Origin of the sequence: Stenotrophomonas sp. ZAC14A_NAIMI4_1 (assembly GCF_003086915.1) — a bacterium.
Taxonomy (GTDB): domain Bacteria; phylum Pseudomonadota; class Gammaproteobacteria; order Xanthomonadales; family Xanthomonadaceae; genus Stenotrophomonas.
This window is the reverse complement of sequence record NZ_CP026002.1, coordinates 472,145-496,849: the sequence shown is the minus strand read 5'-3', so window position 1 is coordinate 496,849 and position 24,705 is coordinate 472,145. Positions and strand designations below refer to the sequence as shown.

General features: G+C 65.5%; 13 protein-coding genes. 7 read left to right on the top strand and 6 right to left on the bottom strand.

What is annotated here, in order from left to right; translation table 11 throughout:
* Position 1 precedes the first annotated feature (1 nt).
* From C1926_RS02140 to C1926_RS02120, 5 genes are all read left to right on the top strand, one after another.
* A complete protein-coding gene (locus tag C1926_RS02140; RefSeq protein ID WP_108758113.1) occupies positions 2–2,023 on the top strand; it encodes a prolyl oligopeptidase family serine peptidase in 2,022 nt (673 codons plus the stop codon).
* 189 nt (positions 2,024–2,212) lie between these two features.
* On the top strand, positions 2,213–5,092 hold the full coding sequence (locus C1926_RS02135) for a TonB-dependent receptor (RefSeq protein ID WP_108758112.1): 2,880 nt from the start codon (positions 2,213–2,215) through the stop codon (positions 5,090–5,092).
* Between the two features lie 376 nt (positions 5,093–5,468).
* Positions 5,469–8,441: a TonB-dependent receptor gene (locus tag C1926_RS02130; RefSeq protein WP_108758111.1), complete on the top strand. Its 2,973-nt coding sequence runs from the start codon at positions 5,469–5,471 to the stop codon at positions 8,439–8,441.
* Positions 8,442–8,630: 189 nt separating this feature from the next.
* Positions 8,631–10,736, top strand: a complete 2,106-nt coding sequence (locus C1926_RS02125; RefSeq protein WP_108747114.1) for a M13-type metalloendopeptidase — start codon at positions 8,631–8,633, stop codon at positions 10,734–10,736.
* A gap of 422 nt (positions 10,737–11,158) precedes the next feature.
* Positions 11,159–13,165, top strand: coding sequence for a M13 family metallopeptidase (locus C1926_RS02120; protein WP_108758110.1), 2,007 nt, complete (start codon positions 11,159–11,161; stop codon positions 13,163–13,165).
* 127 nt (positions 13,166–13,292) lie between these two features.
* Here C1926_RS02120 and C1926_RS02115 read toward each other — a convergent pair whose 3' ends face one another.
* Entirely contained in the window at positions 13,293–16,331 is a 3,039-nt protein-coding gene (locus C1926_RS02115; RefSeq protein WP_108758109.1) for a TonB-dependent receptor, read from the bottom strand.
* A gap of 740 nt (positions 16,332–17,071) precedes the next feature.
* On the bottom strand, positions 17,072–18,727 hold the full coding sequence (locus tag C1926_RS02110; protein WP_108758108.1) for an SDR family oxidoreductase: 1,656 nt from the start codon (positions 18,725–18,727) through the stop codon (positions 17,072–17,074).
* Positions 18,728–18,861: 134 nt separating this feature from the next.
* On the opposite strand from C1926_RS02110, the gene C1926_RS02105 reads away from it, so the two are divergent.
* Positions 18,862–19,344: a VOC family protein gene (locus tag C1926_RS02105; protein ID WP_108758107.1), complete on the top strand. Its 483-nt coding sequence runs from the start codon at positions 18,862–18,864 to the stop codon at positions 19,342–19,344.
* Complete coding sequence (locus tag C1926_RS02100; protein WP_108758106.1) at positions 19,341–20,927, top strand: NAD(P)/FAD-dependent oxidoreductase; 1,587 nt, start codon at positions 19,341–19,343, stop codon at positions 20,925–20,927. Before C1926_RS02105 ends, C1926_RS02100 begins: the two co-directional genes overlap by 4 nt.
* A gap of 176 nt (positions 20,928–21,103) precedes the next feature.
* Here the strand turns inward: C1926_RS02100 and C1926_RS02095 are convergent, their stop codons facing one another.
* The 4 genes from C1926_RS02095 to gorA form a co-directional block, all read right to left on the bottom strand.
* A complete protein-coding gene (locus tag C1926_RS02095; RefSeq protein WP_079222658.1) occupies positions 21,104–21,778 on the bottom strand; it encodes a rhomboid family intramembrane serine protease in 675 nt (224 codons plus the stop codon).
* A gap of 93 nt (positions 21,779–21,871) precedes the next feature.
* Entirely contained in the window at positions 21,872–22,210 is a 339-nt protein-coding gene (locus tag C1926_RS02090; protein WP_234458311.1) for an MGMT family protein, read from the bottom strand.
* Positions 22,207–23,127: a DMT family transporter gene (locus tag C1926_RS02085; RefSeq protein ID WP_108760610.1), complete on the bottom strand. Its 921-nt coding sequence runs from the start codon at positions 23,125–23,127 to the stop codon at positions 22,207–22,209. Before C1926_RS02085 ends, C1926_RS02090 begins: the two co-directional genes overlap by 4 nt.
* A gap of 168 nt (positions 23,128–23,295) precedes the next feature.
* On the bottom strand, positions 23,296–24,654 hold the full coding sequence (gorA, locus tag C1926_RS02080; protein ID WP_108758105.1) for a glutathione-disulfide reductase: 1,359 nt from the start codon (positions 24,652–24,654) through the stop codon (positions 23,296–23,298).
* Positions 24,655–24,705 lie beyond the last annotated feature (51 nt).

Sequence of the window (24,705 nt, the reverse complement as noted above, 5' to 3'; positions counted from 1 at the left end):
AATGCACGTGATTCCCCGCTTCCGCCTGGGTACCGCCCTGGCCCTGGCCCTGGCCGGCACCTCTGCCCACGCCGCCCCCGTCCCCATTGAAGACCTGGCGCGCCTGCCGGCGCTGCAGTCGGTTTCGATGAGCCCTGACGGCAAGCACCTGGTCGCACTGATCCCGTCCCCGGCCAACCCGGAAGAAACCGCGCTGGCCAGCTGGGACACCGACAGCCTGTCCGGCGGCCCGAAGGTGGTCACGCCGTCTGGCGACCGCATGAAGTTCATCGCCGCCGCGGCGCTGAAATCCGACCGCATCCTCGCTGTCGGCCGCCAGGAATGGACCGGCCAGCTGGGCGGCTGTGGCGAAGGCAGTGTTTCCGGCGCGACCAAGACCTTCGTGGTCAAGACCTACCTGACCGACACTACCCAGAAGGATTTCGGCGAAGCCTTCGCCGACAACACCCGCAAGCTGGGCGTCAGCGAGCAGACCCAGCGCTGCCTTGAACTGGGTGGCACCGCGTCGCTGGTCAACATGCTGCCGCTGGATCCGGACCGGGTGATCATCCGCCAGCTGAGCGAAATCTCGCTGACGGCCAACTACTATCTGTACAACCTCAAGACCAAGGAAACCGAGCTGCTGTTCCGCGGCGGCACGCGCGCCCAGCCCGCGCTGTTCGACGCGCGCACCGGCAAGGTGCTGGCCAAGGCACAGATCGAACCGGTAAGCGGCGACTACGAGCAGCAGGTGCTGATCCTGGACCCGTCGTCCGGCCAGTTCGTGCTGCAGAAGCCCCTGCTGTCCAAGCTGTCCAACCGGCACTCGGTGGAGCTGGCCGGCGTGGATGACGCCACCGGCAAGTACTACACCCTGACCGACCTGTTCTCGGACAAGGTCCAGGTCCATCTCTACGACGCAAAGCTGCAGAAGTTCGACCCCGAGCCCGTCCTCGCCAACCCGAACTTCTCCATCGCCAGCCTGGTGTTCAGCACCCAGCCGAAGACTTTCAACCAGGTCGTGGGCTTCACCATCGATGGCCCCAGCGCGCAGACGGTGTACGTGGACCCGACCCTGAAGTCGATCCAGGACACGCTGAAGCAGGCCGCCGGCGGGCGCCAGGTGGAAATTGCCCGCTACAACGATGATTTCTCGCGCATCCTGTTCCGCGCCGTCGGCCCTGATGCGCCCACCAGCTACTTCCTGCTGCTGGACCGCAAGAATGTGGTCAGCCTGGGCAGCGAGCGCCCATGGATCGCCAAGGGCGCCACCGGTGAAGAGCGCTGGGTCACCTACAAGGCCCGCGACGGGCGCGAGATTCCCGCCATCCTCGACCTGCCGCAGGGCTGGAAGGACGGCGACCCGGCACCGCCGGCCATCGTCAACCCGCATGGCGGCCCCTGGGCGCGCGACTACGTGCAGTGGGACGCCTCGGGGTGGATCGCACTGCTGACCTCGCGCGGCTACGCGGTGCTTCGCCCGCAGTACCGCGGTTCGTCGGGCCTGGGTCGCGAGCTGTGGATCGCCGGCGACCGCGAATGGGGCCAGAAGATGTCCGACGACAACGACGACGGTGCCGCCTGGCTGGTGTCGCAGGGCTTCGCTGCCAAGGACCGCATCGCGATCTTCGGCTACTCCTACGGTGGTTTCGCCGCTGCTGCGGCGACCGTGCGACCGAACTCGCCGTACCAGTGCGCCATCGCAGGCGCGCCGGTGACCGACCTGGCCCGCCTGGGCACGTCGTGGAGCGACAACCGCCTGCAGCGCATCCTGCAGGGGCAGACCGTCAAGGGCATGGATCCGATGCGCAACACCGCGTCGGCCAACATCCCGGTCATGCTGTTCGTCGGTGACCGCGACGTGCGCACGCCCTCGTTCCACGCACAGGGCTTCTACGACGCGGTCAAAGGCAAGGTGCCGGCGAAGTTCCACCTGATCGCCGACCAGCAGCACAGCATGCCGTGGTACCCGCGCCAGCAGCGCGAGACGCTGGGCCTGATCGAATCGTTCCTGAAGAACGACTGCGGCCCCGGCGGCCTCTGATTTCACCGTTAACACAAAGATGTGAAGAAAAACCCTCTCGATCCTGAACCGAGAGGGTTTTTTTGTTTCAAAAGCCCTGGATGTCTTTTAAAAACAACGAGTTATAAATTTTCGTATTCATATTGCATTTAGCTAACGTCCTACTTACACTCGCTTAACCGAAGCATAACAAGTGGGGATCCAACCGAAATGCGCACCGCCAATCGCCAGATCAAGCCAAGCCGCGTCCCATTGACCCTCGCCGTCCTCGCATGCCTGCAGGCCGCGCCCGTCTTTGCCCAGGAAGCGGAACCGCAGCAGCCGACGACCACGTCGAGCAGCGCGTCCAAGAACGCCACCAACCTGGATGCCATCAGCGTCACCGGTTCGCTCATCAAGCGCCCGGAGTACGAAACCACCTCGCCGGTGCAGGTCATCTCGATCGAAAAGGGCATCGCCTCCGGTCAGTTCGACACCGCTGACTTCCTGCAGACCTCGGCGATCGCCGCTGGCTCGACCCAGATGAACAACCAGTTCGGCGGCTTCGTCGTCGAAGGCGGCACCGGCGTGCAGACCGTCTCGCTGCGTGGCCTGGGCGCCAACCGCACCCTGGTCCTGCTTGACGGCCAGCGCCCCGGCCCGGCCGGTACCCGTGGCCAGGTCGGCTCATTCGACCTGAACGTCATTCCGCAGGCCATCCTGCAGCGCATTGAAATCGTGAAGGACGGCTCGTCCTCCATCTACGGCTCGGACGCTCTGGCCGGCGTGGTCAACCTGATCACCAAGAAGAGCATCGACCGCCCGGAGATGACCTACTCCATGAGCGTTCCGCAGCACGGCGGCGGCGAGCAGTTCTCTGCCTCGATCGCCAACGGCTGGAACTTCGAGAAGGGCAGCATCGTTGCTGCGGCCCAGTGGGACCGCCTGAACGCCCTGACCGTGGGCGACCGTGACTTCTTCTCCTGCGCCCAGGACATGGTGTGGGGCACTGACGGCAAGCGTATCGACCGCGAGGATCGTTCGATCCTGGCCGGCACCGACCTGGCAGGCTGCAGCACCGGCAACCTGTACGCCAATACCATCATCAACTACAACAACTCGGCGATCCGCTACGTGCCCTCGCCCGATGGCAGCACTGTCGGTCCGTTCCCGGGCTACCGCCCGCGTCCGCGCCCGACCCCCACCTACGCCAATGGCGGTACGGCCTATTACGAGGACGTGCTGAACTTCCCGTTCTACCATGACCAGGAAGTGATCAACCAGCGCGAACGTGCCACGCTGTACGCCGCCACCGATTTCAGCTTCGACAGCTTCAACTGGAAGACGCAGTTCCTGTACAACCGCCGCGAGACCAAGGCGCACTCCTGGCGCCAGTTCTTCCCGATCGTGTACAGCGAAGCGGCCGATGACTACTACCAGGTCATCATGCCGTTCCCGAGCGACCAGAAGATCACCGTCGACTACTTCTACGGCACCACCAAATTCGATGGCCAGTTCAAGTCCACCGAGAGCTGGGCCTGGGAAATCAATGCCGGCTACAGCCGCTCGAGCGGCGATTACGGTGCGTTGGCCATCGATGCGACCCGTACGGGTGATCTGTCCTACGACAACAGCGGCGACATGCCGGTTGACTACTTCAACGCCGGCTTCCTGAGCGGCCAGCGCATGGACGAGCTGGTGAACGCGATCGGCCAGTACCACACTGGCAACACCGTGTACGAACAGACCAGTGCGAACGCCATCCTCAGCGGCAACCTGTTCACGCTGCCAGCCGGCGACGTCGCCTCGGCCTTCGGCGTCGAGTTCCGCAAGTACAAGATCAACGACACCCCGTCGGAGTTCTCGCGCTCGGGCAACATCTGGGGTTCCAGCACCGCCGACATCACCAAGGGCACCGACAAGGTGAAGGAAGCCTTCGCCGAAGTGGACGTGCCGCTGCTGAAGGGCATTCCGGGCATCGAATCGCTGTCGGTCAACCTGTCCGGCCGCGTGTTCGAATATGACTCCGTGTCGGGTTCGGACAAGGTCTGGAAGACCGGCGTGAACTGGCAGATCGTCCCCTCGCTGCGCGTCCGCGGCACCATGGGCACCTCCTACCGTGCGCCGGGCCTGTATGAGCTGTACCTGGGCAACCAGACCGGCTTCCTGGCCCAGAACCAGATCGACCCCTGCATCCTGTGGGGCGACAGCAACAACGACTTCCTGCGCGCCAACTGCGGCGCGGCTGGCATTCCGGAAACCTACGCCGGCGGCGGTGGCAGTGCCACCATCTATTCCGGTGGCGGCGCTGGCCAGCTGAAGCCGGAAACCTCCAAGGCCAAGACCCTGGGCCTGGTGTGGACCCCGACCTTCGCCAACCTGAACATCGCGCTGGACTACTTCGACTACGACGTGCGCGGCGAAATCACCCAGCTTGACGAATACGACATCGTGTTCGGCTGCTACGGTTCGGCCGTGTACCCGAACTCGTTCTGCAACAACCTGGTGCGCAACAGCCCGACCGATCCGGCCAACCCGAACCAGATCACCACCATCTACAACCAGTACGTGAACATCAACCGCGAGCGTACCCGCGGCTACGACCTGCAGATCAACTACGACAACGACTTCGCCTTCGGCAAGTTGTCCGCCGAAGCGCAGGTCACCTACACGCTGGAAGACACCTACCAGCTGTTCGACTCGGCAGCTGACAGCGGCTTCACCACCTCCGACCAGGTGGGCTATATCGGCCGTCCGAAGACCGTCGGCCTGGCCAGCGTGAGCCTGGAGCGCGGTGACTGGGCCTTCAACTGGCAGGGTGTCTACAACAGCAGCACGCAGAACAAGGATCTGGACCGGACCTTCACCTACTCCGGCTACCAGAACGCAACGCGCGACATCAAGGCCGGCTGGCAGTTCCGCCACAACGTCTCGGTGGCCTACAACATGGACGACTGGAGCCTGATGGTCGGCGTGCGCAACCTGCTCGACAAGGCACCGGACCTGATTTCCAACACCGCCGGTACCCGCTACGGCAACACCCCGCTGTACGCGTCGCAGTACGACTGGTACGGCCGTACGTTCTTCGCCCGGGTTTCCTACAAGTTCTGACCGGCGACAACGTCAACATGAAAAGGGCGGCTTCGGCCGCCCTTTTCTTTTGTCTTCAGCCCGGCAGCCGACGCGCGGACGGACGCCCGAGACGCCAGTTTGTGCAAAGCCCACGCCACTTCTGCGCAAAGCTTCGCTTAATCCCCTATTCATCCCTATTGTTGGCTTACAGACGTAACCATCACAACTGAGACTAAGCCTCTGTATTTGTTGCAATTTGATGAACAACTGGGACACGAAGTGCGTCAATGCGTGACGGAAACATGCATTTATCGTTAAGGCCGTGTTAGGTTCGAGGCGAGTCAGGACGACACATGAACGCACACAGAACTACGGCACGGAAGCCAGCATTCACATCCATTAGGGGGTTTCACGCATGACGATTCACCGCACGCCCGGTCGCCACCCGCTGACCTGCGCCCTGCTGGCCGGCCTGATGGCCGCCGCTGCAGCACCGGCCTTCGCCCAGGACGCCGAGTCCACCGGCAACAGGGCCGTCGACCTGGACAAGGTCACCGTCACCGGCTCGCGTATCGCGCGTACCGGTTTCGTCACCCCGTCGCCGGTCACGGCCATCTCGGCCGAGGAAATCCGTGGCACCGGCGCGGTGAACATCGGTGACCTGATGGCAAAGATGCCGCAGCTCACCCCGACCTACACCATGGGCAACTCGACCCGTTTCATCGGCACCGCCGGTCTGGGCCTGATGGATCTGCGTGGCATGGGCACCTCACGCACCCTGGTGCTGGTCAACGGCCGCCGCCACGTGGGCGCCAGCCCGGGCTCCACCGCCGTGGACGTCAACACCATCCCGGTCGAGTGGATCGAGCGCGTTGAAGTGATCACCGGTGGTGCATCCGCCGTGTACGGCGCCGATGCGGTTGCCGGCGTGGTCAACTTCATCATGAAGAAGAAGTTCGATGGCTTCGAACTGCGCGCCCAGCGCGGCGCGGCATCGGAAGGCAGCTTCGACCGTTCCTTCATCAGCTTCTCCGGCGGCAAGGACTTTGCCGACGGCCGCGGCAGCGCCGCCATCGCGATGGAGTACAGCACCCAGGGCCGCTACGGCCGTGGTGATCGCGCGATCGGCCGTGAGTTCCTGACCACGGTCAACAACCCGGACTATGACCGCACCAAGCCGCCGAGCGAAAGCAACCCGCAGACCATCCTGCAGGGTCCGGGCGGCAACCATGCGCTGTCCTACGGCGGCACGTTCACCCTCGGCGCATTCCGCGCTGACGGTTCGAACCGCTATGTGTTCAATCCCGATGGCACGTTCCGCAAGAACCGCTATGACGGCACGATCGTCAGCGCGAACACCTGTACGAACTGCGATTTCGCCGATCTGAATGCCGTCGCGGATCTGGAGCCGGCGTTCAACCGCTTCAGCTTCAACACCGCCGTCAACTTCGATCTGAACGACGACCACCGCCTGTTCTTCGAAGGCAAGTACACCAAGACCGAATCGGAGTTCTTCGGCCAGCCGACCTTCGACCAGGTGGGTACCGCGCGCGCCCTGCGCATCCAGCGCGACAATGCGTACGTGACCCCGGAGCTGGGCGCCCTGATGGACGCGAACGGCCTGAGCACCCTGCTCGTGTCGCGCTTCAACGTTGATTCCGGCCGCCGCGGCGAGAACGTCGAGCGCTCCACCGCACGTGCCGTGCTGGGCCTGGAAGGCAACCTGGGCGCCGACTGGACCTACGAGGCTTCGGCCAACTTCGGCCAGACCACCATCGACCGCGTCAACTTCAACAACCGCATTGAAGAGCGTTGGCAGGCCGGTCTGGATGCCGTCATCAATCCGGCCAATGGCCAGATCGTCTGCCGCTCGACGCTGAACCCCAACGCCGTCAACCCGTATACCGGCCGCGCCTACTCGGCCGCCCTGGTCGCCGGCTGCGTTCCGTTCAACGTGATGGGCAACGGCAAGGTCAGCCCGGAAGCAGCTGCATGGTTCAACACCAACTCGCTGAACCAGTCCAAGCTGAAGCAGCAGGTGTTCAGCGCCTCGGTGGCCAACGGCTCGCTGTTCTCGCTGCCGGCCGGTGACATGGGCATCGCAGCAGGCGTGGAGTACCGCAAGGAACAGAGCCAGGAAAACACCGATCCGCTGTCGGCGATGGGCCTGACCTTCCTGAACGCCATCCCGAGCCGTGGTGGCGAGTACGACACCAAGGAAGCCTTCGTGGAAACCTCGGTGCCGCTGCTGGCCGACATCCCGGGCATCCGCCGCCTGAACCTGGATCTGGCCGGTCGTTACTCGGACTACAGCACCATCGGCGAAACCAAGACCTGGAACGTCGGCCTGGATTGGGAAGTGCTGAGCTCCCTGCGCTTCCGCGCCAGCCTGGCCAAGGCCGTCCGCGCCCCGAGCATCGGCGAACTGTTCAACCCGCAGTCGCAGAACTTCGCGACCATCAACGACCCCTGCAACACGCTGTCGACCAACTCGAACCGTCCGGGCACCGCGAAGGATCCGGCACTGCGTGCAGCCAACTGCGCCGCGCTGGGCATCCCGAGCAACTGGGTGGACACCTACACGGCGACCCGCCCGGGCGTCAGCGGCGGCAACCCGGACCTGAAGCCGGAACGCTCCAAGTCGGTGACGATGGGCTTCGTGTGGCAGCCTGAGTTCCTGGACGGCTTCGGCATGTCGATGGACTACTGGCGCATCACGCTGGAAGACGCGATCGGTTCGGTGACCGCGCAGACCAACGCAACCCGTTGCGTTGACTCGCCCGGCGGCGTGCAGAACAACTCGTTCTGCGACATGGTGGTCCGCGCCAGCGGCACCGCAGGCACCCCGTACAGCATCATCGGCTGGACCGCGCTTGCCGAGAACCTGGCCAAGTCCCGCCGCGTCGGCGTCGACGTGGAAATGGACTACCGCTTCCAGCTGGCAGGCGGCAACACCACCCTGCGCCTGGTCGGTACCCGCCTGATCCAGTCGCGTGAGTGGGCCTTCCAGGCGTTCCCGGATGAGTTCACCGAGTACGTCACCTACTACAGCGATCCGCGCTGGCGCGGCCAGTTCAACGTCAACTATGACCTGGGCAACTTCCGCGCGAAGTGGGACATGATCTACGTCGACGGCAACCTGCGCGTGACCCCGGACAGCTACAAGTCCAACCCGGGTTCGCAGAGCCCGATCCGCAACCCGTCGTACCTGTACCACAACATGCAGGTCGGCTATAAGATCGCGGACTCCGGCGTGGAGGTCTACCTGGGCGTGGACAACGTGTTCGACAAGGATCCGCCGGTGAACTACTTCGGCACCGATCTGGGCTCGTCCTACTACGACATGGTCGGCCGTTATGCCTACGTGGGCGTGACCTACAAGTTCTGATCCCGTCAGGACCGCAATACCCCGACAGGCCCGGCTTTTGCCGGGTCTGTCTTTTTATGGGCCCCGCCCGGCCCTTGCGCCCGGCCATGACCTTCGACACCCTTGCAGGGCGGGCCAGCGGCGTATCGTTCGGCCCACGGCCGCCCCAAACGGCCCTTCCCTGAATCACCCGGCCTGGAGGCCATTCAAGTGACCCGTACTCCCAAGATCGTGCTGCTGACCCTGGCCGTTTCGGCCGCGCTGGTCGGCTGCGGCAAGACCGACACCCCGGCAAAGGACGCCACCGCCTCCACGCCGGCCGCCACTGACCAGGCCACCACCTACAAGCTGGACGAGGCCAAGCTGCCGGCCTACAACGCCTTCCAGGCCAGTGACCTGGACAGCGCGATGGACGCCTGCGGCGCCTTTGGCGACTACGTCAACAGCAAGTGGCTGGCCGCCAATGAAATTCCGGGCGACCGCACCAGCTGGGGCGCCTTCACCATCCTCGACGAGCGTTCGGTGGCCGTGCAGCACCAGCTGGCCGAGCAGCTTGCCCAGGTCAAGAACCCGAACCACATCGAGAAGATCGTCGGCGACCTGTGGGCCACCGGCATGGACGAAGCCAAGATCAACGCCCAGGGTATCGAGCCGCTGAAGGCTGACCTGGCCGCCATCGACGGCCTGCAGGACAAGGCCGCCATCGCCGATTACCTGCGCACCAGCGCAGCCAAGGGCGACAACGTCCTGTTCGGCTTCGGCGCCGAAGCGGACTTCAAGAACTCGGCCATGAACATGGCCTACGCCAGCCAGGGCGGCCTGGGCCTGCCGGACACCACCTATTACACCGACACCAAGAACGCCGACAAGCTGAAGGCCTACCAGGCGCACGTCGCCAAGGTGCTGGAACTGTCGGGCGTGGCCGCTGCCGATGCCGCCAAGCAGGCCGAGGACGTGGTCAAGTTCGAGACCCGCCTGGCCAAGGCCTCCAAGTCGCGCGTCGACCTGTCGCGCAACGTCGAGCTGTTCTACAACCCGGTCACCCTGGCCGACGCCGACAAGCTGACCCCGAACTTCAGCTGGACCGAGTTCTTCAAGTCGCAGGGCGTTGCCGCACCGGAGAAGTTCTCGCTGGCCATGCCGGCCTTCCACGAGGAAGTGAGCAAGGCACTGGGCGACACCGATCCGTCGGTCTGGCGCGCCTACCTGCGCTTCCACACCGTTGATGGCGCCTCGCCGTACCTGGCCGACGCCTTCGTGCAGGAGAACTACGAGTTCTACGGCAAGACCCTCAATGGCCAGAAGGAACAGAAGCCGCGCTGGAAGCGCGTGCTGGGCACCATCGAGAACGATGCCGGCGAAGCCTTCGGCCAGCTGTACGTGAAGGTCGCCTTCTCGCCGGAAGCCAAGGCGAAGATGGAAGAACTGGTGAAGAACCTGGCCGCGTCGCTGAAGGAACGCATCCAGGGCCTGAGCTGGATGAGCGACGAGACCAAGGCCAAGGCCATCGCCAAGTGGGAAACCTTCACCCCGAAGATCGGTTACCCGGACAAGTGGCGTGACTGGGCCGGCCTGCAGACCCAGCGCGACAGCTACCTGGGCAACGTGCGCGCCGCCAACGAGTTCAACTACAAGTTCAACCTGTCCAAGGTCGGCAAGCCGGTGGACAAGACCGAGTGGGGCATGACCCCGCAGACGGTCAACGCCTACTACAACCCGCTGCAGAACGAGATCGTGTTCCCGGCCGCCATCCTGCAGCCGCCGTTCTTCGACCCGAAGGCCGACGACGCCCTGAACTACGGCGGCATCGGCGCAGTGATCGGCCACGAAATGACCCACGGTTACGACGACCAGGGCGCACGCTTCGGGCCGACCGGCAACCTGGAAGACTGGTGGACCCCGGCTGACAAGAAGAACTTCGAAGGCCTGACCGGCAAGCTGGTCAAGCAGTTCGACCAGTACAAGGTCGACGGCCAGGCCGTGAACGGCCACCTGACCCTGGGCGAGAACATCGCCGACCTGGGTGGCCTGGCCACCGCCTACGACGCCCTGCAGAAGGCCACCGCCGGCAAGGAAGATCCGAAGGTCGATGGCTTCACCCGCGACCAGCGCTTCTTCTTCAACTGGGCCACCGTGTGGCGCACCAAGTACACCGCTGAAAACGCCAAGGTCCGCCTGGCCACCGACCCGCACGCCCCGGCGCAGTTCCGCGCCATGGGTGCGCCGTCGAACCTGCCGACCTTCGCCGCTGCATTCCAGTGCAAGGCCGGCTCGCCGATGGCCCGCACCGGCGACCAGCAGGTGGTGATCTGGTAAGCCGCGGCTGACGCCAAGGCAGACCCTCGAAGGCCCGGGATTTCCCGGGCCTTTGTTTTTGGCGGCTCCGGCCATCCACGCATGGCGTGGATCTACTGGCCATGCCACCCGGTAGCGCCGGGCCATGCCCGGCGGATGTGACGTGACGCATGCATCCCGTGCCCATGCCACACACCCCGGTAGCGCCGGGCCATGCCCGGCGGATGTGACGTGACGCATGCATCCCGTGCCCATGCCACACCCCCCGGTAGCGCCGGGCCATGCCCGGCGGATGCGACGTGACACATGCATCCCGTGCCCATGCCACACCCCCCGGTAGCGCCGGGCCATGCCCGGCGGATGCGACGTGACGCATGCATCCCGTGCCCATGCACGGCTTGCTATAGTTCGCCCGCCCTCAATCCATCACGGATTCGTTCTACATGCCCAATTTCCGTCCGCTTGCCGTCGCCCTGGGTATCAGCCTGGCGACCCTGGTCCCGACCCACGATGCGTTCGCCGCCAAGAAGAAGGCCGTGCGCGCCCCGGCCGTCAGCGCCCAGTGCAGCGATTTCTACGATGCCACCAACGCGGACTGGCTGAAGGCCAACCCGGTGCCGCAGTCCGGCGCCGCCACCGCACTGGGCCAGCTGGTCGACCGCAGCCGCCAGCAGCAGCGTGAACTGCTGGACGCCTCGATGAAGGCGCCGCAGGGCAACGTGCAGAAGCTGCTGGGCGACTTCTGGGCCAGCGGCCTGGACGAAGCTGCGGTGGAAGCCGATGGCTCCAACCCGATCGCCCCGCTGCTGACCCGCATCAATGCGATCAAGAAGGCCAAGGACGTGCCGGCCTCGATCGCCGCGCTGCACCAGGTCGGCATCCCGGTGGCCTTCAACTTCGGCCCGGACGTGGACCTGAAGGCGCTGGACCGCCACATTGGCTACTTCATGCAGGGCGGCATGGGCCTGCCCGACCCGGCGTTCTACACCCGTAGCGACGCCGACACCGTGGCCCTGATGGGCCGCTACCGCAACTACGTCAAGCAGATCCTGGCCCTGACCGGCACCCCGGCAGCCAAGCTGGATGCCGAATCGCAGTCGGTGATCGAACTGGAAACCGAACTGGCCCGCAACGCGCAGTCGCTGGCCGGCATCAACAACCCGTTCAACAACTACGCGCCGATTTCCACCAAGGACCTGAACAGCCGCTACCGCAACCTGCAGCTGGATGCCTTCCTGAAGGTGCAGGGCGTGAACGACGACCTGGTCTCGCTGGCGGACCCGGGCCTGTTCAAGCAGCTCGACACCATGGTCACCAAGCTCAAGCCGGAACAGTGGAAGGCTTACCTGCGCTGGCGCGTGGGCGACTCGATGGCGCCGTACCTGTCCAAGGCCTACCGCGACGCCGAGTTCGAGTTCCGCGGCCGCGTGCTGCGTGGCCAGACCCTGCCCGCGCAGCGCTGGGAAAGCGTCCTGGATGCCATCAACGTGGCCGCCGGCCCGATGGTCGGCCGCGAGTACGCCGCCCGCTACCTGTCCGCCGAAGACCGTCGCCAGGCGGCGTGGATCGTCGACAAGGTGCGTGAAGTGCAGATCGAGGCGGTCAAGAACAGCACCTGGATGAGCGCCGAGGCCAAGGCCGAAGCACAGGCCAAGCTGGGCGCGCTGAAGATCGAGATCGGCACCCCGCTGCGCGACCTGGACTACACCGTGCAGCCGATGGGCCGTGGCTCGTTCGGCGGCAACATGCTGATCGCTTCGACTTGGCGCCACCGCGAGGAAATGAAGCGCATCGGCAAGGGCAACGCCGACCGCCGCTGGGACGTGCTGCCGCAGCAGCCGTCGCTGGCCTACGACCTGGCGCAGAACCGCCTGATCGTCACCGCCGCCATCCTGCAGGGCCCGGTGTTCAACGCCAAGGCCGATGCCGCCGACAAGTTCGGCAGCTTCGGTGGCCTGGTCGGCCACGAACTGAACCGTGCCATCGATGCCAAGGGCGCCCTGGTCGATGCCAAGGGTGAACTGCGCAGCTGGTGGAGCCCGGCCGACAAGACCGCCTGGACCCTGCTCGGCAGCCGCGTGGCCGCGCAGTACGGCGCCTACGAATTCCCCGGCGTGAAGGGTGCCAAGGTCAACGGCACGCTGACCCAGGAAGAGAACCTGGCCGACATCGCCGGCCTGGAACTGGCCTGGGCGGCCTACACCGCGCAGGAGCCGAAGGCCAAGCCGGCGCAGCAGCAGGGCTTCTTCCGCGCCTGGGCTGCACTGTGGCCGCAGCAGCTGTCGCCGAACGAAGCCGCTCGCCGCCTGACCGCCGACATCCGTGCACCGGGCCGCTGGCGCACCAACGGCCCGCTGTCGAACCTGCCGGCGTTCGGCGCGACCTTCAGCTGCAAGGCCGGCCAGCCGATGCAGCGCACCGACGCCGAGCAGATCAAGGTCTGGCGCTGACCACGAGCGTAGTGCAGTAACGAAGAAGGCGCCGCAGGGCGCCTTTTTCGTGGGCGGTGCCCGCACATAAAAAGACCCCGGCAGATGCCGGGGTCAAACGTCCTACTGAAAGAGAGCGGGTTTTACATCAGAAATCGTAGGACGCACTCAGGCGCACCGAACGCGGTGCGGTGTAGAAGGTGCCGATACCGTAGGTATTGGAGACCGTGTGCTGGCCCGATTCATACGTCGGATCGGACTGGACCGCGCGGCGCTGGTTGAGCACGTTGAACACGTCCAGGCCGAATGCCAGCTTGTGGTCGGCAAAGGCCGGGCGGTACATCACGCCCAGGTCCAAGCGGTAGGTCCACGGCTGGCGGCCGGCATCACCCGGGCGCGACGGCTCGCCGTTGCAGTAGTGGTACGACGACCGATAGCCGATCGGATCGCTGCCATCCGCGCCGTAATAGCCGAGGCAGCTCTTCGGCATGCCCGAGGTGACGCGCAGGGTGGCCGACGCCGTCCACTCATCGTTGAACTGGTACGCGCCGTAGCCCTTCAGCTGGTGGCGACGGTCGTTGGCGAGGTAGCCACCGGCGTACTCCATCAGGTAGTAGGAATCCCAGTCCTGGGTCTTGGCCGCTTCATCCTGGCCGATGTCCGACTTGACCTGGCCTTCGGTGTTGCCGTAGCTGCGCGACCAGGTGTAATCCAGGCGGCCGTACCACTTGTCACTCAGCGGATGCTCGATGAACAGATCGACTGCAACGTAGCTGCGCTTGGCCTTGTTGCCGTTGTAGCCCCAGTCCGACGAGCTCATCTGCACCGGCGTGTAACCCGAGCCATCGCTGTGCTTGACCATGAAGGTATTGGTCTTGCCCGGGTTGAAGATCACGCAGCCCGGCACTTCCAGGCCGTCCGTATCAACGCCCATCGCATCGAGCTTTGCGTAGATCTGGTCGGAGTCGCAGGTATCGTCGATGGCGGTCTGCAGGCGACGGTAGGTGAACTTCGCACCCGTGTTCCAGGACGAACCCAGGGTCTTTTCGAAGCCCATGATGAACTCATCCTGGTACTGCGACTTCAGGTCGGTCGGTGCAACCGACAACGGATCGGGCGCAACGCCGTACTCGTTGTTGGTCGATACCGGGCCCGGGCCCAGTGCGGTCAGGTCGGTCGGGTTGCCGTTGGCATCGATGCCACCGTAGGTGAAGTACTCACTGGTATAGGTCGACGCCGATGCGCCACGGATGGCCACGCTGTTGGGCAGGGCCAGGTAGTAGCGGCCGAGGTTGGCGAACACCTTCAACGACGAATCGCCAAAGACATCCCAGCTGGCGCCCAGGCGCGGGGCCCACTGGTCACCACTTTCAACGTAGGCAATGGCCGAGCTGTTGTAGTTGGTGAACTTGTCGTTGCGCAGGCCCAGGGTCAGCAGCCAGTTCGGGCTGACCTGCCAGCGGTCTTCCAGGTAGTAGGCCTTCTGTTCCACCGACATGCTGGTGGTGGTGGAGAAGATGTACTTGTAGACGTAGTAGCCATCACCACCCGGCGCGGCAACGTCGAACGCCGGCGCCGGCGACGAACCCGGTGCGATGCGCGAATAGATCCAGGCGTAACCCGGGCCGGTCATCGCCTGCCCTTCGTTGTGGGCCTGGTAGGTCATGTTGTCGATACCGGCGGTCAGCTCATGGCTGCCGATGCGGTACTGCAGGTCCACGCGCAGGCCGCGGGTCTTGCTGCCCGCATCAAGCGACTTGGTGTACAGCGCGGTCTGGTCGTTGCGGATCGGCGTACCACCGGTAATCGACGGATCCTGGCTGGTCGGGCCGCTGATGTAGGGGTTGGCCGAATCCTTCGGATTGGATTCCAGGTTGGTTTCCTTGCTGCGGCCCCACACCGCGCTCAGGGTCAGGTCATCGGTCAGGTACCCGGTGTACTTGAAGATGTCGAACTCGTCCTTGAGCTTGGTCGTGTTGGCGAAGGTACCGGTGCGCTCGCCCTCGCTCATCGTGTCGTAGTCGAAATCACGGTAGTAGCTGCCGTAGCGGTCCGTGTTCTGCAGCCGGGTGTATTCCAGCGTGTTGTTGTCGTTGATGTTCCAGTCGATCTTGCCGTAGAACTTCGGCGTGTCGTAGGCGTAGTGGCTGCGGATCTGCTGTGCGGCTTCGGCAGCACTGGTGGACACGCCCTCGTTGCGATCCTTCTCGGCGGCGAGGTGGATGAACAGGCGATCCTCGATCAGCGGGCCGCTGACATAGCCGCTGTAGGTGGTGCGGGTCGCCTTGTCGCCCTTGCGCGAGCGGTACAGGGAGCCGGCGACCGTGCCGGTAGGATCTTCGAGTTCGAGACCCGGCGGCGCGGTGTGGTTGGGGTAGTAGATGTCGCGCGGCGATTCGGCCAGCGAATCGGGCGACCAGGTGGTCTGGAAGCCGAACTTCCATTCATTGGTACCGCGCTTGCCGAGCTGGTTGATCACGCCGCCGGTGGAACGGCCGTAGCCCGCGCCGTAGCCACCCATGAAGGTTTCCTGCTGGTCGATCGAGCCATACGGCAGGCTGACACCGCCCATTGCATTGAGCGGATTGGTCGCGTTGAAGCCGTTCAGGTAGTACGCGTTCTCGGTGACACTGGAGCCGCCGAACGACAGCACCGAGCGCGACCCATTGGAGAACTCGCCACTGCCGGCGACAACGCCTGGCGCGAGCAGGGCGATCGCTTCGGCGCTGCGGCCCAGCGGCAGGACATCGAGCTGTTCGGAGGTGATGACCGACTTGGAGACCGTGTTGGTCACGTCGATCTTCGGGATGTTGGCCGCAGTGACGTTCACCGCGTCGAGGTTGGTGGCACCGCCGCTGGCGGACTGGCCAAAGGAGACTTCCGTGCCTACGCCGACCTTCAGCAGCACGTTGTCGCGTTGCTCTACCACCTGCCCGTCACGCTCGAGGGTGATGGAGTACCGGCCCACCGGCAGTGAACCCAGGTTGTAGCGGCCGTTTGCATCGACGTTCGCGCTGCGCTTGAGGCCCGAGTCGCTCTGTACGACGACCGTGGCGCCTGCGGCGGCCGGGGCGTTGCCATACAGGGAACCGGTGGTGCTCTGCGCCGCGGCGGCGCCGATGAAGGAGGTCAGGACAGCGGCAAGTGCCGTGCGCTTCAGCCGGATGGCCGTCTTGCTATAGGTCATGAAAATTCCTTGTTCCGTGAAAAGACACACTCGTTTTTCAGACTCGCTGCATCAGCGTTTCATCTTCGTAGCAGCTGAATAGAATATTAATTTCATAAAAGTTTAACTTGCAAGGGTTGATAGCAAATATTTTATCTTGTTGATTTAATTGATTTTTTCCTGATACAAAAGAAAACAATTGTTTACATTCCATTCAACTGAGACTTTTGCGGGCATATTTGACCGCTTATCGACGGCGATATTCGAGAGAATCCGTGCCGCGAATCCGGGATATTCGAAAGGTTTACTGAGTTAATGCTTTCGGTTTCCTCGATTCCCGGGGAAAGAAGTACGGCGACGGAAAAGGCGCCGCAGCCCCATGCAGGCAGGACTGCGAAAAACGGCCCGACAGCGATCAGGGCCAGGCCAACCCGTGCGAAGAGAGAACCGCTGTCCGCGTGGGACTGACCAGGAGATATATGCACGGCGAAACCCTGCGAGTCAGTGCCTCGCCCCTCGGTAAACCGGGTTGGATGCGCCACGCCGCACGCCCCAGCGTGCACCGGAGCTCACGCCATGCGATTGAAAACCCTGGAGAAACAGCGAACCGTGGACACGATCAGGGTCATGCCCAAACCGATCCATGACGGGCGGCATGCGTCACGCCAGCACAGCACGAGCGCGACGGCCAAAGCAGGAAGCGACAGCGCTTGGTTCCGATTGCGACACGCCCGATGCAGGCACGCCTGCATCAGTGCCCCTCACCCTGGTTCCAGCGTTCCCCGGTAGTGCACGATGCGGCCGACCAGCGGCGCGCCGATCTCGACATCGAACACGAAACGCCCGTCCACTTCCGACTCGAAGCTGTTCTCACCCGGCAGCAGCGCGCGTGGCAGCGGAATGCCGAGCAGCGACCAGCGGCGTGGTACCAGCTGCAGCCGGCCGCCCTCGACCACGACGGCCAGGGCCACTGACACCGCACCGAAGCGCTCGACCAGCAGCGCCTCGTTGCGGCCGCGGCCTTCGGTCTGCAGCGAGGAAAAACGGCGGCCGGCAAACGTGCGCGTCCAGCGCTCGCCGCCGACTTCCGGCGTGAACTCAACGCTGACCGGCACCTGCTCGCCCGCCGCCGGAAAACCAAACAGCGCGCCCAGCAGACGTGACAGCAGGCCTCGGCCGCGCTGCACCCGCGCCCTGCCCTGCCAGCACCGCGCCGCGCCGGGCGCATGCAGCGCCTGCACGGCCGCTGGCAGCCGCGCATAGGCGTCCCCCAGCACGCGCTGGTACAGGCTGGCGCCGGGCATGTCGTGGCGGAAGCCGGTATGGATGGTGCGGCCGGCAAACAGTCGATCGTAGTCGGCCAGCTCCAGCGCGTGCGTCGCGGGGCGCGCACCGGGCGCTGGCCGCTCGCCGAGGAGCTGCTTGCGGATCAGCGCTTCGATGGCCATCGATGGAATGTAGGGGCCATCATCGGCCTCGGCCAGCAGATGCCAGCTCTGGCGTACCGGCGCACCGTCACGCACACCGACCGCGCGCACGATCATGCCGCCGCGATGCTCGCCGAACTTCATCAGGTTCAGCACGGTGTAGAACAGCTGCGAGCACGGTTCCAGCGATGGCAGGCGCAGTCGTTGGCGGGCCTTGGCCAACAGGTTGAGGATGCGGTGCAGGACTTCCGGCACCGGACCGGCGCCGATCCAGATATCGGTGAGCGTCGGGTGTTCCGGCGGCAGCACCTGCAGGTCGGGCACGTCCACCAGCGAGAAATGCAGGTTGCGCAGCGGTATCCGGCCCGGCACCGCGACGGTGAAGCGGCGGCTCTCGGCCAGGCCCACGCCGTGGCTGTCGCGCGCACCACGGCGCAGCTTCACCGGCGCGCCGGCATAGCCCACCACCGCACGCATCACGTTCAGGCCGATGCCCGCATACGGTGACGGCGCGATGCCGCCTTCCACGCTGAGGATGTCCATGCGCGTGGCCATCACCCGCAGCACCGCAGCGGTCAGCACCGGGAAGCTGCTGACCCCGGACAGCACGTAGACGCCGGCCGCCCGCGCCTGCGCGTCGAACTGCGGGACACCCGAAACGAAATCTGCCGCGTCGGCAAAGTCCAGGTAATCAATGCCGGCGGCGATGCAGGCTTCGATGGCTGCATAGCGCTGGCGGCCGTAATCCTGGAAGGGGCCGGATGCATCGACCACCAGGTCGGGCCGTTCGGCCTGCAACGTCGGCGCCAGCTGCTGCCGGTCCACCCGCAAGGGCCGCAGCGTGGATTGGCCGCGGTACGCCAGGCAGAACGCCTCGGCCGCCGCCAGGGTGCGCCCGGCTACCAGCAGCTCCAGCTGCGGCAGATCCGCCAGCAACTGCACCAGGCGCCCTCCAAATACACCATATCCGCCCAGGATCAGGATCTTCACGCATCGTCCTTGTCGTGCTGCCATGGAGGGAACTGCTCTCCCGCCGGATGGTAGCGCGGTCCTGCAATGCAGCACGATCCGGCATTAACACCGCCCGTGCTATCGCTGCGCCTTCGCCCGCTGCGGAGCCGCTCATGGCCATCAGGAACATCATCTGCGTGTGGTACGACAAGGACGCGCTGGAGGCTGCCACCTTCTACGCCAACACCTTCCCCGACAGCGCGGTGACCGCCGTCCACCACGCACCCGGGGACTACCCGGCCGGCCAGGAAGGCGCCGTGCTCACCGTCGAGTTCACCGTCTGTGGCGTGGCCTGCGTCGGCCTCAATGGCGGCCCGGCCTTCAAGCACAACGAGGCGTTCTCGTTCCAGATCCAGACCACCGACCAGGCCGAAACGGATCGCCTGTGGAATGCCATCGTCGGCAACGGCGGCCAGGAAAGCGACTGCGGCTGGTGCAAGGACCGCTGGGGCGTCTCCTGGCAGATCAGCCCGCGCATGCTGATCGAGGCGGTGACCAGCACGGACAAGGCACTGGCCAAGCGCGCCTTCAACGCGATGATGCCGATGAAGAAGATCGACATCGCCACCATCGAAGCGGCGATCGCCCAGGCATGAGCCAGTGGGATGCCATCATCGTCGGCGGCGGCCACAACGGGCTGGTGTGTGCGGCCTACCTGGCGCGAGCGGGAAAGAAGGTGCTGGTGCTGGAGCGGCGCAACGTACTGGGCGGAGCGGCGGTTACCGAGGAGTTCCATCCCGGCTTCCGCAACTCGGTGGCGTCCTACACCGTGTCGCTGCTGCAGCCGAAGGTGATCGACGACCTGCAGCTGCACGCCCATGGCCTTCGCATCATCAACCGGCCGGCCAACAACTTCCTGCCGCTGGACGATGGCCGCTACCTGCTGTCGGCAGCGGGCCGCACCCAGGCCGAGGTCGCGAAGTTCTCAGCGCGCGATGCACAGCGGCTTCCCGAGTACGAAGCGCGGCTGGAGATCTTCGCCGACGTGCTGCGCGCATGGGCACTGCGTGCGCCACCGGACCTGGGCGTGGCCGGCGGATGGCGTGCCCTGCCCGCGCTCTGGCAGATGGGGCGCCTCGGCCGCGAACTGGCCACGCTGGACGCTTCGCTGCGGCAGGAGCTGCTGGACCTGTTCACGCTGTCGGCCGCCGAGTACCTGGACCGCTGGTTCGAGAGCGAACCGATCAAGGCGCTGTTTGGCTTCGATGGCATCGTCGGCAATTTCGCCAGCCCGTACACGCCGGGCAGTGCGTACGTGCTGCTGCACCACGTGTTCGGCCAGTGCAACGGCGTAAAGGGTGCCTGGGGCCATGCGATCGGTGGCATGGGCGCGATCAGCCAGGCCATTGCCGCGTCGGCGCGCGACGCCGGCGCCGAACTGCGCGTGGGTGCCGGTGTGCGGCGCGTTCTGGTCGAGCAGGGCCGTGCGGCCGGCGTGGAACTGGACAACGGCGAAAACCTGCGCGCACGCGCGGTGATCGCCAACGTCAATCCCAAGCTGCTCTACGAGCGGTTGCTGGAACCGGCAGAGGTACCGCAGGCGACGCGCGAGCGGATGGCGCAGTGGCGCTGCGGCTCGGGCACGTTCCGGATGAACGTCGCACTGTCACGGCTGCCGGATTTCCGCGCCCTGCCCGGCCCCGGCGATCACCTCAGCGCCGGCATCATCATGGCGCCCAGCCTGGAGTACATGGACCGCGCCTGGCTGGATGCACGCCGCGAGGGCTGGTCGCGCGAACCGATCGTGGAGATGCTGATTCCCAGCACGCTGGACGATTCGCTGGCCCCGCCCGGGCAGCATGTGGCCAGCCTGTTCTGCCAGCACGTCGCGCCGGTGCTGCCCGGCGGGCGGCACTGGGATGATCATCGCGATGAAGTGGCCGACCTGATGATCGCCACGGTCGAGCAGCACGCGCCGGGCTTCGCGGCCAGCGTGCTCGGCCGGCAGGTGCTGTCACCGCTGGACCTGGAACGCACCTTTGGCCTGATCGGCGGCGACATCTTCCACGGTGCGCTCAGCGCCAACCAGCTGTTCTCGGCGCGGCCGATGGTCGGCCAGGCGGGCTATCGTGGTGCGCTGCCGGGGCTGTACCTGTGTGGCTCGGGCACCCATCCCGGCGGTGGCGTGACCGGAGCACCGGGGCACAATGCGGCGCAGGTGGTGTTGCAGGATTTGTAGATCCACGCCATGCGTGGATGTGGGCACCGAGTGCCGACCAACGGTCGGCACCCACAGCGTCAAAAGATCCGATCCAGAGCGTGCCGACCAACGGTCGGCACCTACAGCGCCAAATGATCCGATCCAGAGCGTGCCGACCAACGGTCGGCACCCACAGCGTCAAATGATCCTTTGGATCATTTGACGCTGCGCAGGTGGTTCGGGCGCTTCGGTGGGCCGGGCGGGCGGCGCTTGTTGAACGGCGGCTGCCCGCGCCAGTAGCGGATCAGCAGCCAGCCGAACAGCATGCCGCCCAGATGTGCGAAATGCGCGACGCCCGGCTGCCAGCCGGTCATGCCCAGCACCAGTTCGCCCACGCCGAACAGGATCACGAACGTGCGTGCCTTCATCGGAATGGGCGGGAACAGCAGCATCACGCGCTGGTTCGGGAACAGCATGCCGTAGGCCAGCAGCAGGCCGAACACACCGCCGGATGCGCCCAGCACCGTGGCCGGGTTCTCCAGCAGCGTACCCACCAGCAACTGGCACACGCCGGCACCGGCCACGCACACCAGGTAGTACAGCAGGAAGCGCTTCTCGCCCCAGGTCTGCTCCAGCGGCGCGCCGAACATGAAGACCGCCAGCATGTTGAAGAACAGGTGGCCGAAGCTGCCGTGCAGGAAGCCGTAGGTCAGCAGCTGCCAGGGCTGGAAGTTGCCGCCCGGGGAAAACGCATCGAAGCCCTGCTGCCAGGGCTGCAGCATGAAGGGCTCGAAGGTCTGCATGCCGAGCAGGAACGGCTGCTGCAGCAGGAACAGGATCGCGTTGGCGATCAGCAGGGCCTTGGTGACGGTGGGCAGTCGCGGGAACATGGGAATACCGGCATGGAACGGCCTCCATCATAGCCGCAGCATCACGACAGCGTGGCGACCGCCCCGTCCGCTCCGTTCAGTGGCCGGCAGCGATCAGCCCGGGCCCCAGATCGCGGCATCCAGCGCCGCAGCGGGGTCGATGGCCGGCATCCGCACCCGGCCGTTCTCGACCACCACGCCTTCGGCACGCAGGCGCTGCGACTGCTCGCGCCAGCCCGCCGAGCCTTCGGCCATGGCAATGCGCCCGTCCGAGCGCAGCACACGGTGCCACGGCAGGCCGGGGTCTTCGTTCTGGCCCAGGATGCGCGCGGTGAGCCGTGCGCGGCCGGGCAGCCCCGCGCGCATGGCCACCTGGCCGTAGCCCAGCACCTGCCCTGGCGGGATCGCGCGGATCACCGCCAGGATGCGGTCACGCGCCTGTTCCGGCGTCAGCGCCGCAGGCGGGTCACCAGCAGTACGCCGATCAGCACCAGCACGGTGCCGGCGATCTGCGCCGGCCCCATCGGCTCGTCGAGCAGCCATAGACTCATCACGATGGTGGAAACCGGGCCCAGCATACCCACCTGCGCGGCCAGCGACGAGCCGACGCGCTGCACGGCCAGCATGATGGCCAGCACCGGCAGCACGGTGCATACCGTGGCGTTGACCAGCGACAGCCATTGCACCGCCGCAGGTGCCTGCCACAGCAGCGGCAGCGGATGGGTGATGGCGAAATGCAGCAGCACCAGCACGCTGGCCACGCAACTGGCATAGGCGGTCAGCCGCACCGCACCGATGCGCGCGACCACCTGGCCACTGCCGAACAGGTACAGCGCGTAGCTGAGCGCGCTGCCCAGCACCAGCAGGCTGCCAACGATGATCTGCCCGCCCTCGCGCTGCAGGTCGTGGCCGAAGGCCAGCAGCACGCCCAGGTAGCTCAGCACCAGCGCTGCCACCTGCCAGCGGCCCGGACGCTGCCGCGCCAGCAGGACGTTGATCAGCAGCACCAGGGTCGGGTTCAAGTACAAGATCAGCCGCTCCAGGGTCACGCTGATGTACTGCAGGCCCTGGAAATCGAGCAGGCTGGACAGGTAGTAGCCGGTGAAGCCCAGCCACAGCACGCGCGCCCGGTCGGCCCAGGACAGCGCTTCGGTACGGCGTGCCGACCACAGGGCCATCAGCACGAACAGCGGCAGCGCCATCAGCATGCGCAGGGCCAGCAGCGTGGTGGCATCCACGCCATGGCGCAGGCCGAGCTTGACGATGATGGCCTTGCCGGACGCCGCGATGGCACCGACCGCAGCCAGGCCGATGCCACCCAGGGCAATGCGCGGGGAAGCAGTGGCGATGCGGGGGGAAGGACTGGACATCAGGACGGCGGCAGGCCGCACGGGGTGCGGCCACGGGGGTATGTGGGGACGCGCATTGTCGCATGCACGCGCCCAGCATCCGCCCTGTAGAGTCGAGCTTGCTCGACTGCCTTACACCACAGTCGAGCATGGCTCGACTCTACAAAAAGCGGCTGCAACAACCGCGGGTCAGCGCATCAGCACGACTTCCTCGGCCGAGGTCGGGTGGATGGCCACGGTGTCGTCGAACTGGGCCTTGGTTGCGCCCATCTTCACCGCCACCGCAAAGCCCTGCAGGATCTCGTCGGCCGCTTCACCCAGCAGGTGGATGCCCACCACGCGTTCGTCGGCACCGGCGCAGACCATCTTGAACAGGCTGCGCTGGGTGCCGTTGGCCAGCGCCTGCAGCATCGGCCGGAACCGGCTGTGGTAGACCGTCACCTGGTCGAAACAGGCGCGCGCCTGCTCCTCGCTCATGCCCACCGCGCCCAGCGGCGGGTGCGAGAACACCACGCTGGCCACGTTGCTGTAATCCATCTTCGCGCTCGGGCGACCACCGAACAGGCGGTCCATCAGGCGTCTTGCCGCAGCCACCGCCACCGGGGTCAGGCCAACCTTGCCGGCAATGTCACCCACGGCATGCACGCTGGGCACCGCCGTGGTCTGCCACTCATCCACTTCCACCTGCTGGTGCTCGCCGATGCCGATGCCCAGCGCTTCCAGGCCAAGATCGCGGCTGTTGCCGCGGCGCCCGGTCGCGAAGAACACCGCATCGAACACGCTGTCCAGCGGGCCGTCATGGCCGAAGGCACGCACGCGCTCACCATCGCGCTGCAGTTCACGCAGGCGGTAATCGAAGTGGATGCGCACGCCCTGCTGCTTCAGGTTCTCGGCCAGCTGGTCGGTCAGTTCGTAATCGAAGCGTTCCAGCAGGCGCGTACCCCGCACCAGCAGGCTGACCCGGCTGCCCAGCGCCTGCAGCAGCCCGGCCAGCTCCACCGCGATATAGCCGCCGCCGATGATCGCCACCTCGGCCGGTGCGCTGCGCAGGTCGAAGAAATCATCGGACACCAGGCCCAGCGCCGCGCCGGGAATGTCTGGCCGCTGCGGGTGTGCACCGGTGGCGATGAGGATGTGCCCGGCGCTGTAGCGCACGCCATCGCTGCACGCCACGGTGTGCGCATCGACCAGGTGGCCGCGCGCGGGGATGCGCACCACGCCGGTTTCGTCCAGGCGCTTGTTGTAGCTGGTGTGGATGTTGCTGATGTAGGCCTGGCGATGGATCACCAGTTCCTTCCACGACAGCGCCGGGCGCGCCGGCACATCGAAGCCCATCGCACTGGCCAGGCCGATGCGCTCGTGCAGGTCGGCCGCCAGCCACATCGCCTTCTTCGGCACGCAGCCGACATTGACGCAGGTACCGCCCAGCGCGCCGGGTTCCAGCAGCGCCACGCGCTTGCCATGCTGGGCAGCCCGGATGGCGCCGGCCAGGCCGGCAGAACCGCCGCCAAGGACGATCAGGTCATAGTCAAAGGATGCAGTGCTCATCGGGATCGCTCTGAAGAAGGGAGAATCATGGATCCACGCCCTGCGTGGAGG

What these genes read in the sequence shown, in the direction of transcription:
- C1926_RS02100 (WP_108758106.1), top strand. Translation starts at nt 19,341, where the DNA reads ATGAGCCAGTGGGATGCCATCATCGTCGGCGGCGGCCACAACGGGCTG.
- gorA (WP_108758105.1), bottom strand. Translation starts at nt 24,654, where the DNA reads ATGAGCACTGCATCCTTTGACTATGACCTGATCGTCCTTGGCGGCGGT.
- C1926_RS02135 (WP_108758112.1), top strand. Translation starts at nt 2,213, where the DNA reads ATGCGCACCGCCAATCGCCAGATCAAGCCAAGCCGCGTCCCATTGACC.
- C1926_RS02105 (WP_108758107.1), top strand. Translation starts at nt 18,862, where the DNA reads ATGGCCATCAGGAACATCATCTGCGTGTGGTACGACAAGGACGCGCTG.
- C1926_RS02120 (WP_108758110.1), top strand. Translation starts at nt 11,159, where the DNA reads ATGCCCAATTTCCGTCCGCTTGCCGTCGCCCTGGGTATCAGCCTGGCG.
- C1926_RS02095 (WP_079222658.1), bottom strand. Translation starts at nt 21,778, where the DNA reads ATGTTCCCGCGACTGCCCACCGTCACCAAGGCCCTGCTGATCGCCAAC.
- C1926_RS02115 (WP_108758109.1), bottom strand. Translation starts at nt 16,331, where the DNA reads ATGACCTATAGCAAGACGGCCATCCGGCTGAAGCGCACGGCACTTGCC.
- C1926_RS02130 (WP_108758111.1), top strand. Translation starts at nt 5,469, where the DNA reads ATGACGATTCACCGCACGCCCGGTCGCCACCCGCTGACCTGCGCCCTG.
- C1926_RS02140 (WP_108758113.1), top strand. Translation starts at nt 2, where the DNA reads ATGCACGTGATTCCCCGCTTCCGCCTGGGTACCGCCCTGGCCCTGGCC.
- C1926_RS02085 (WP_108760610.1), bottom strand. Translation starts at nt 23,127, where the DNA reads ATGTCCAGTCCTTCCCCCCGCATCGCCACTGCTTCCCCGCGCATTGCC.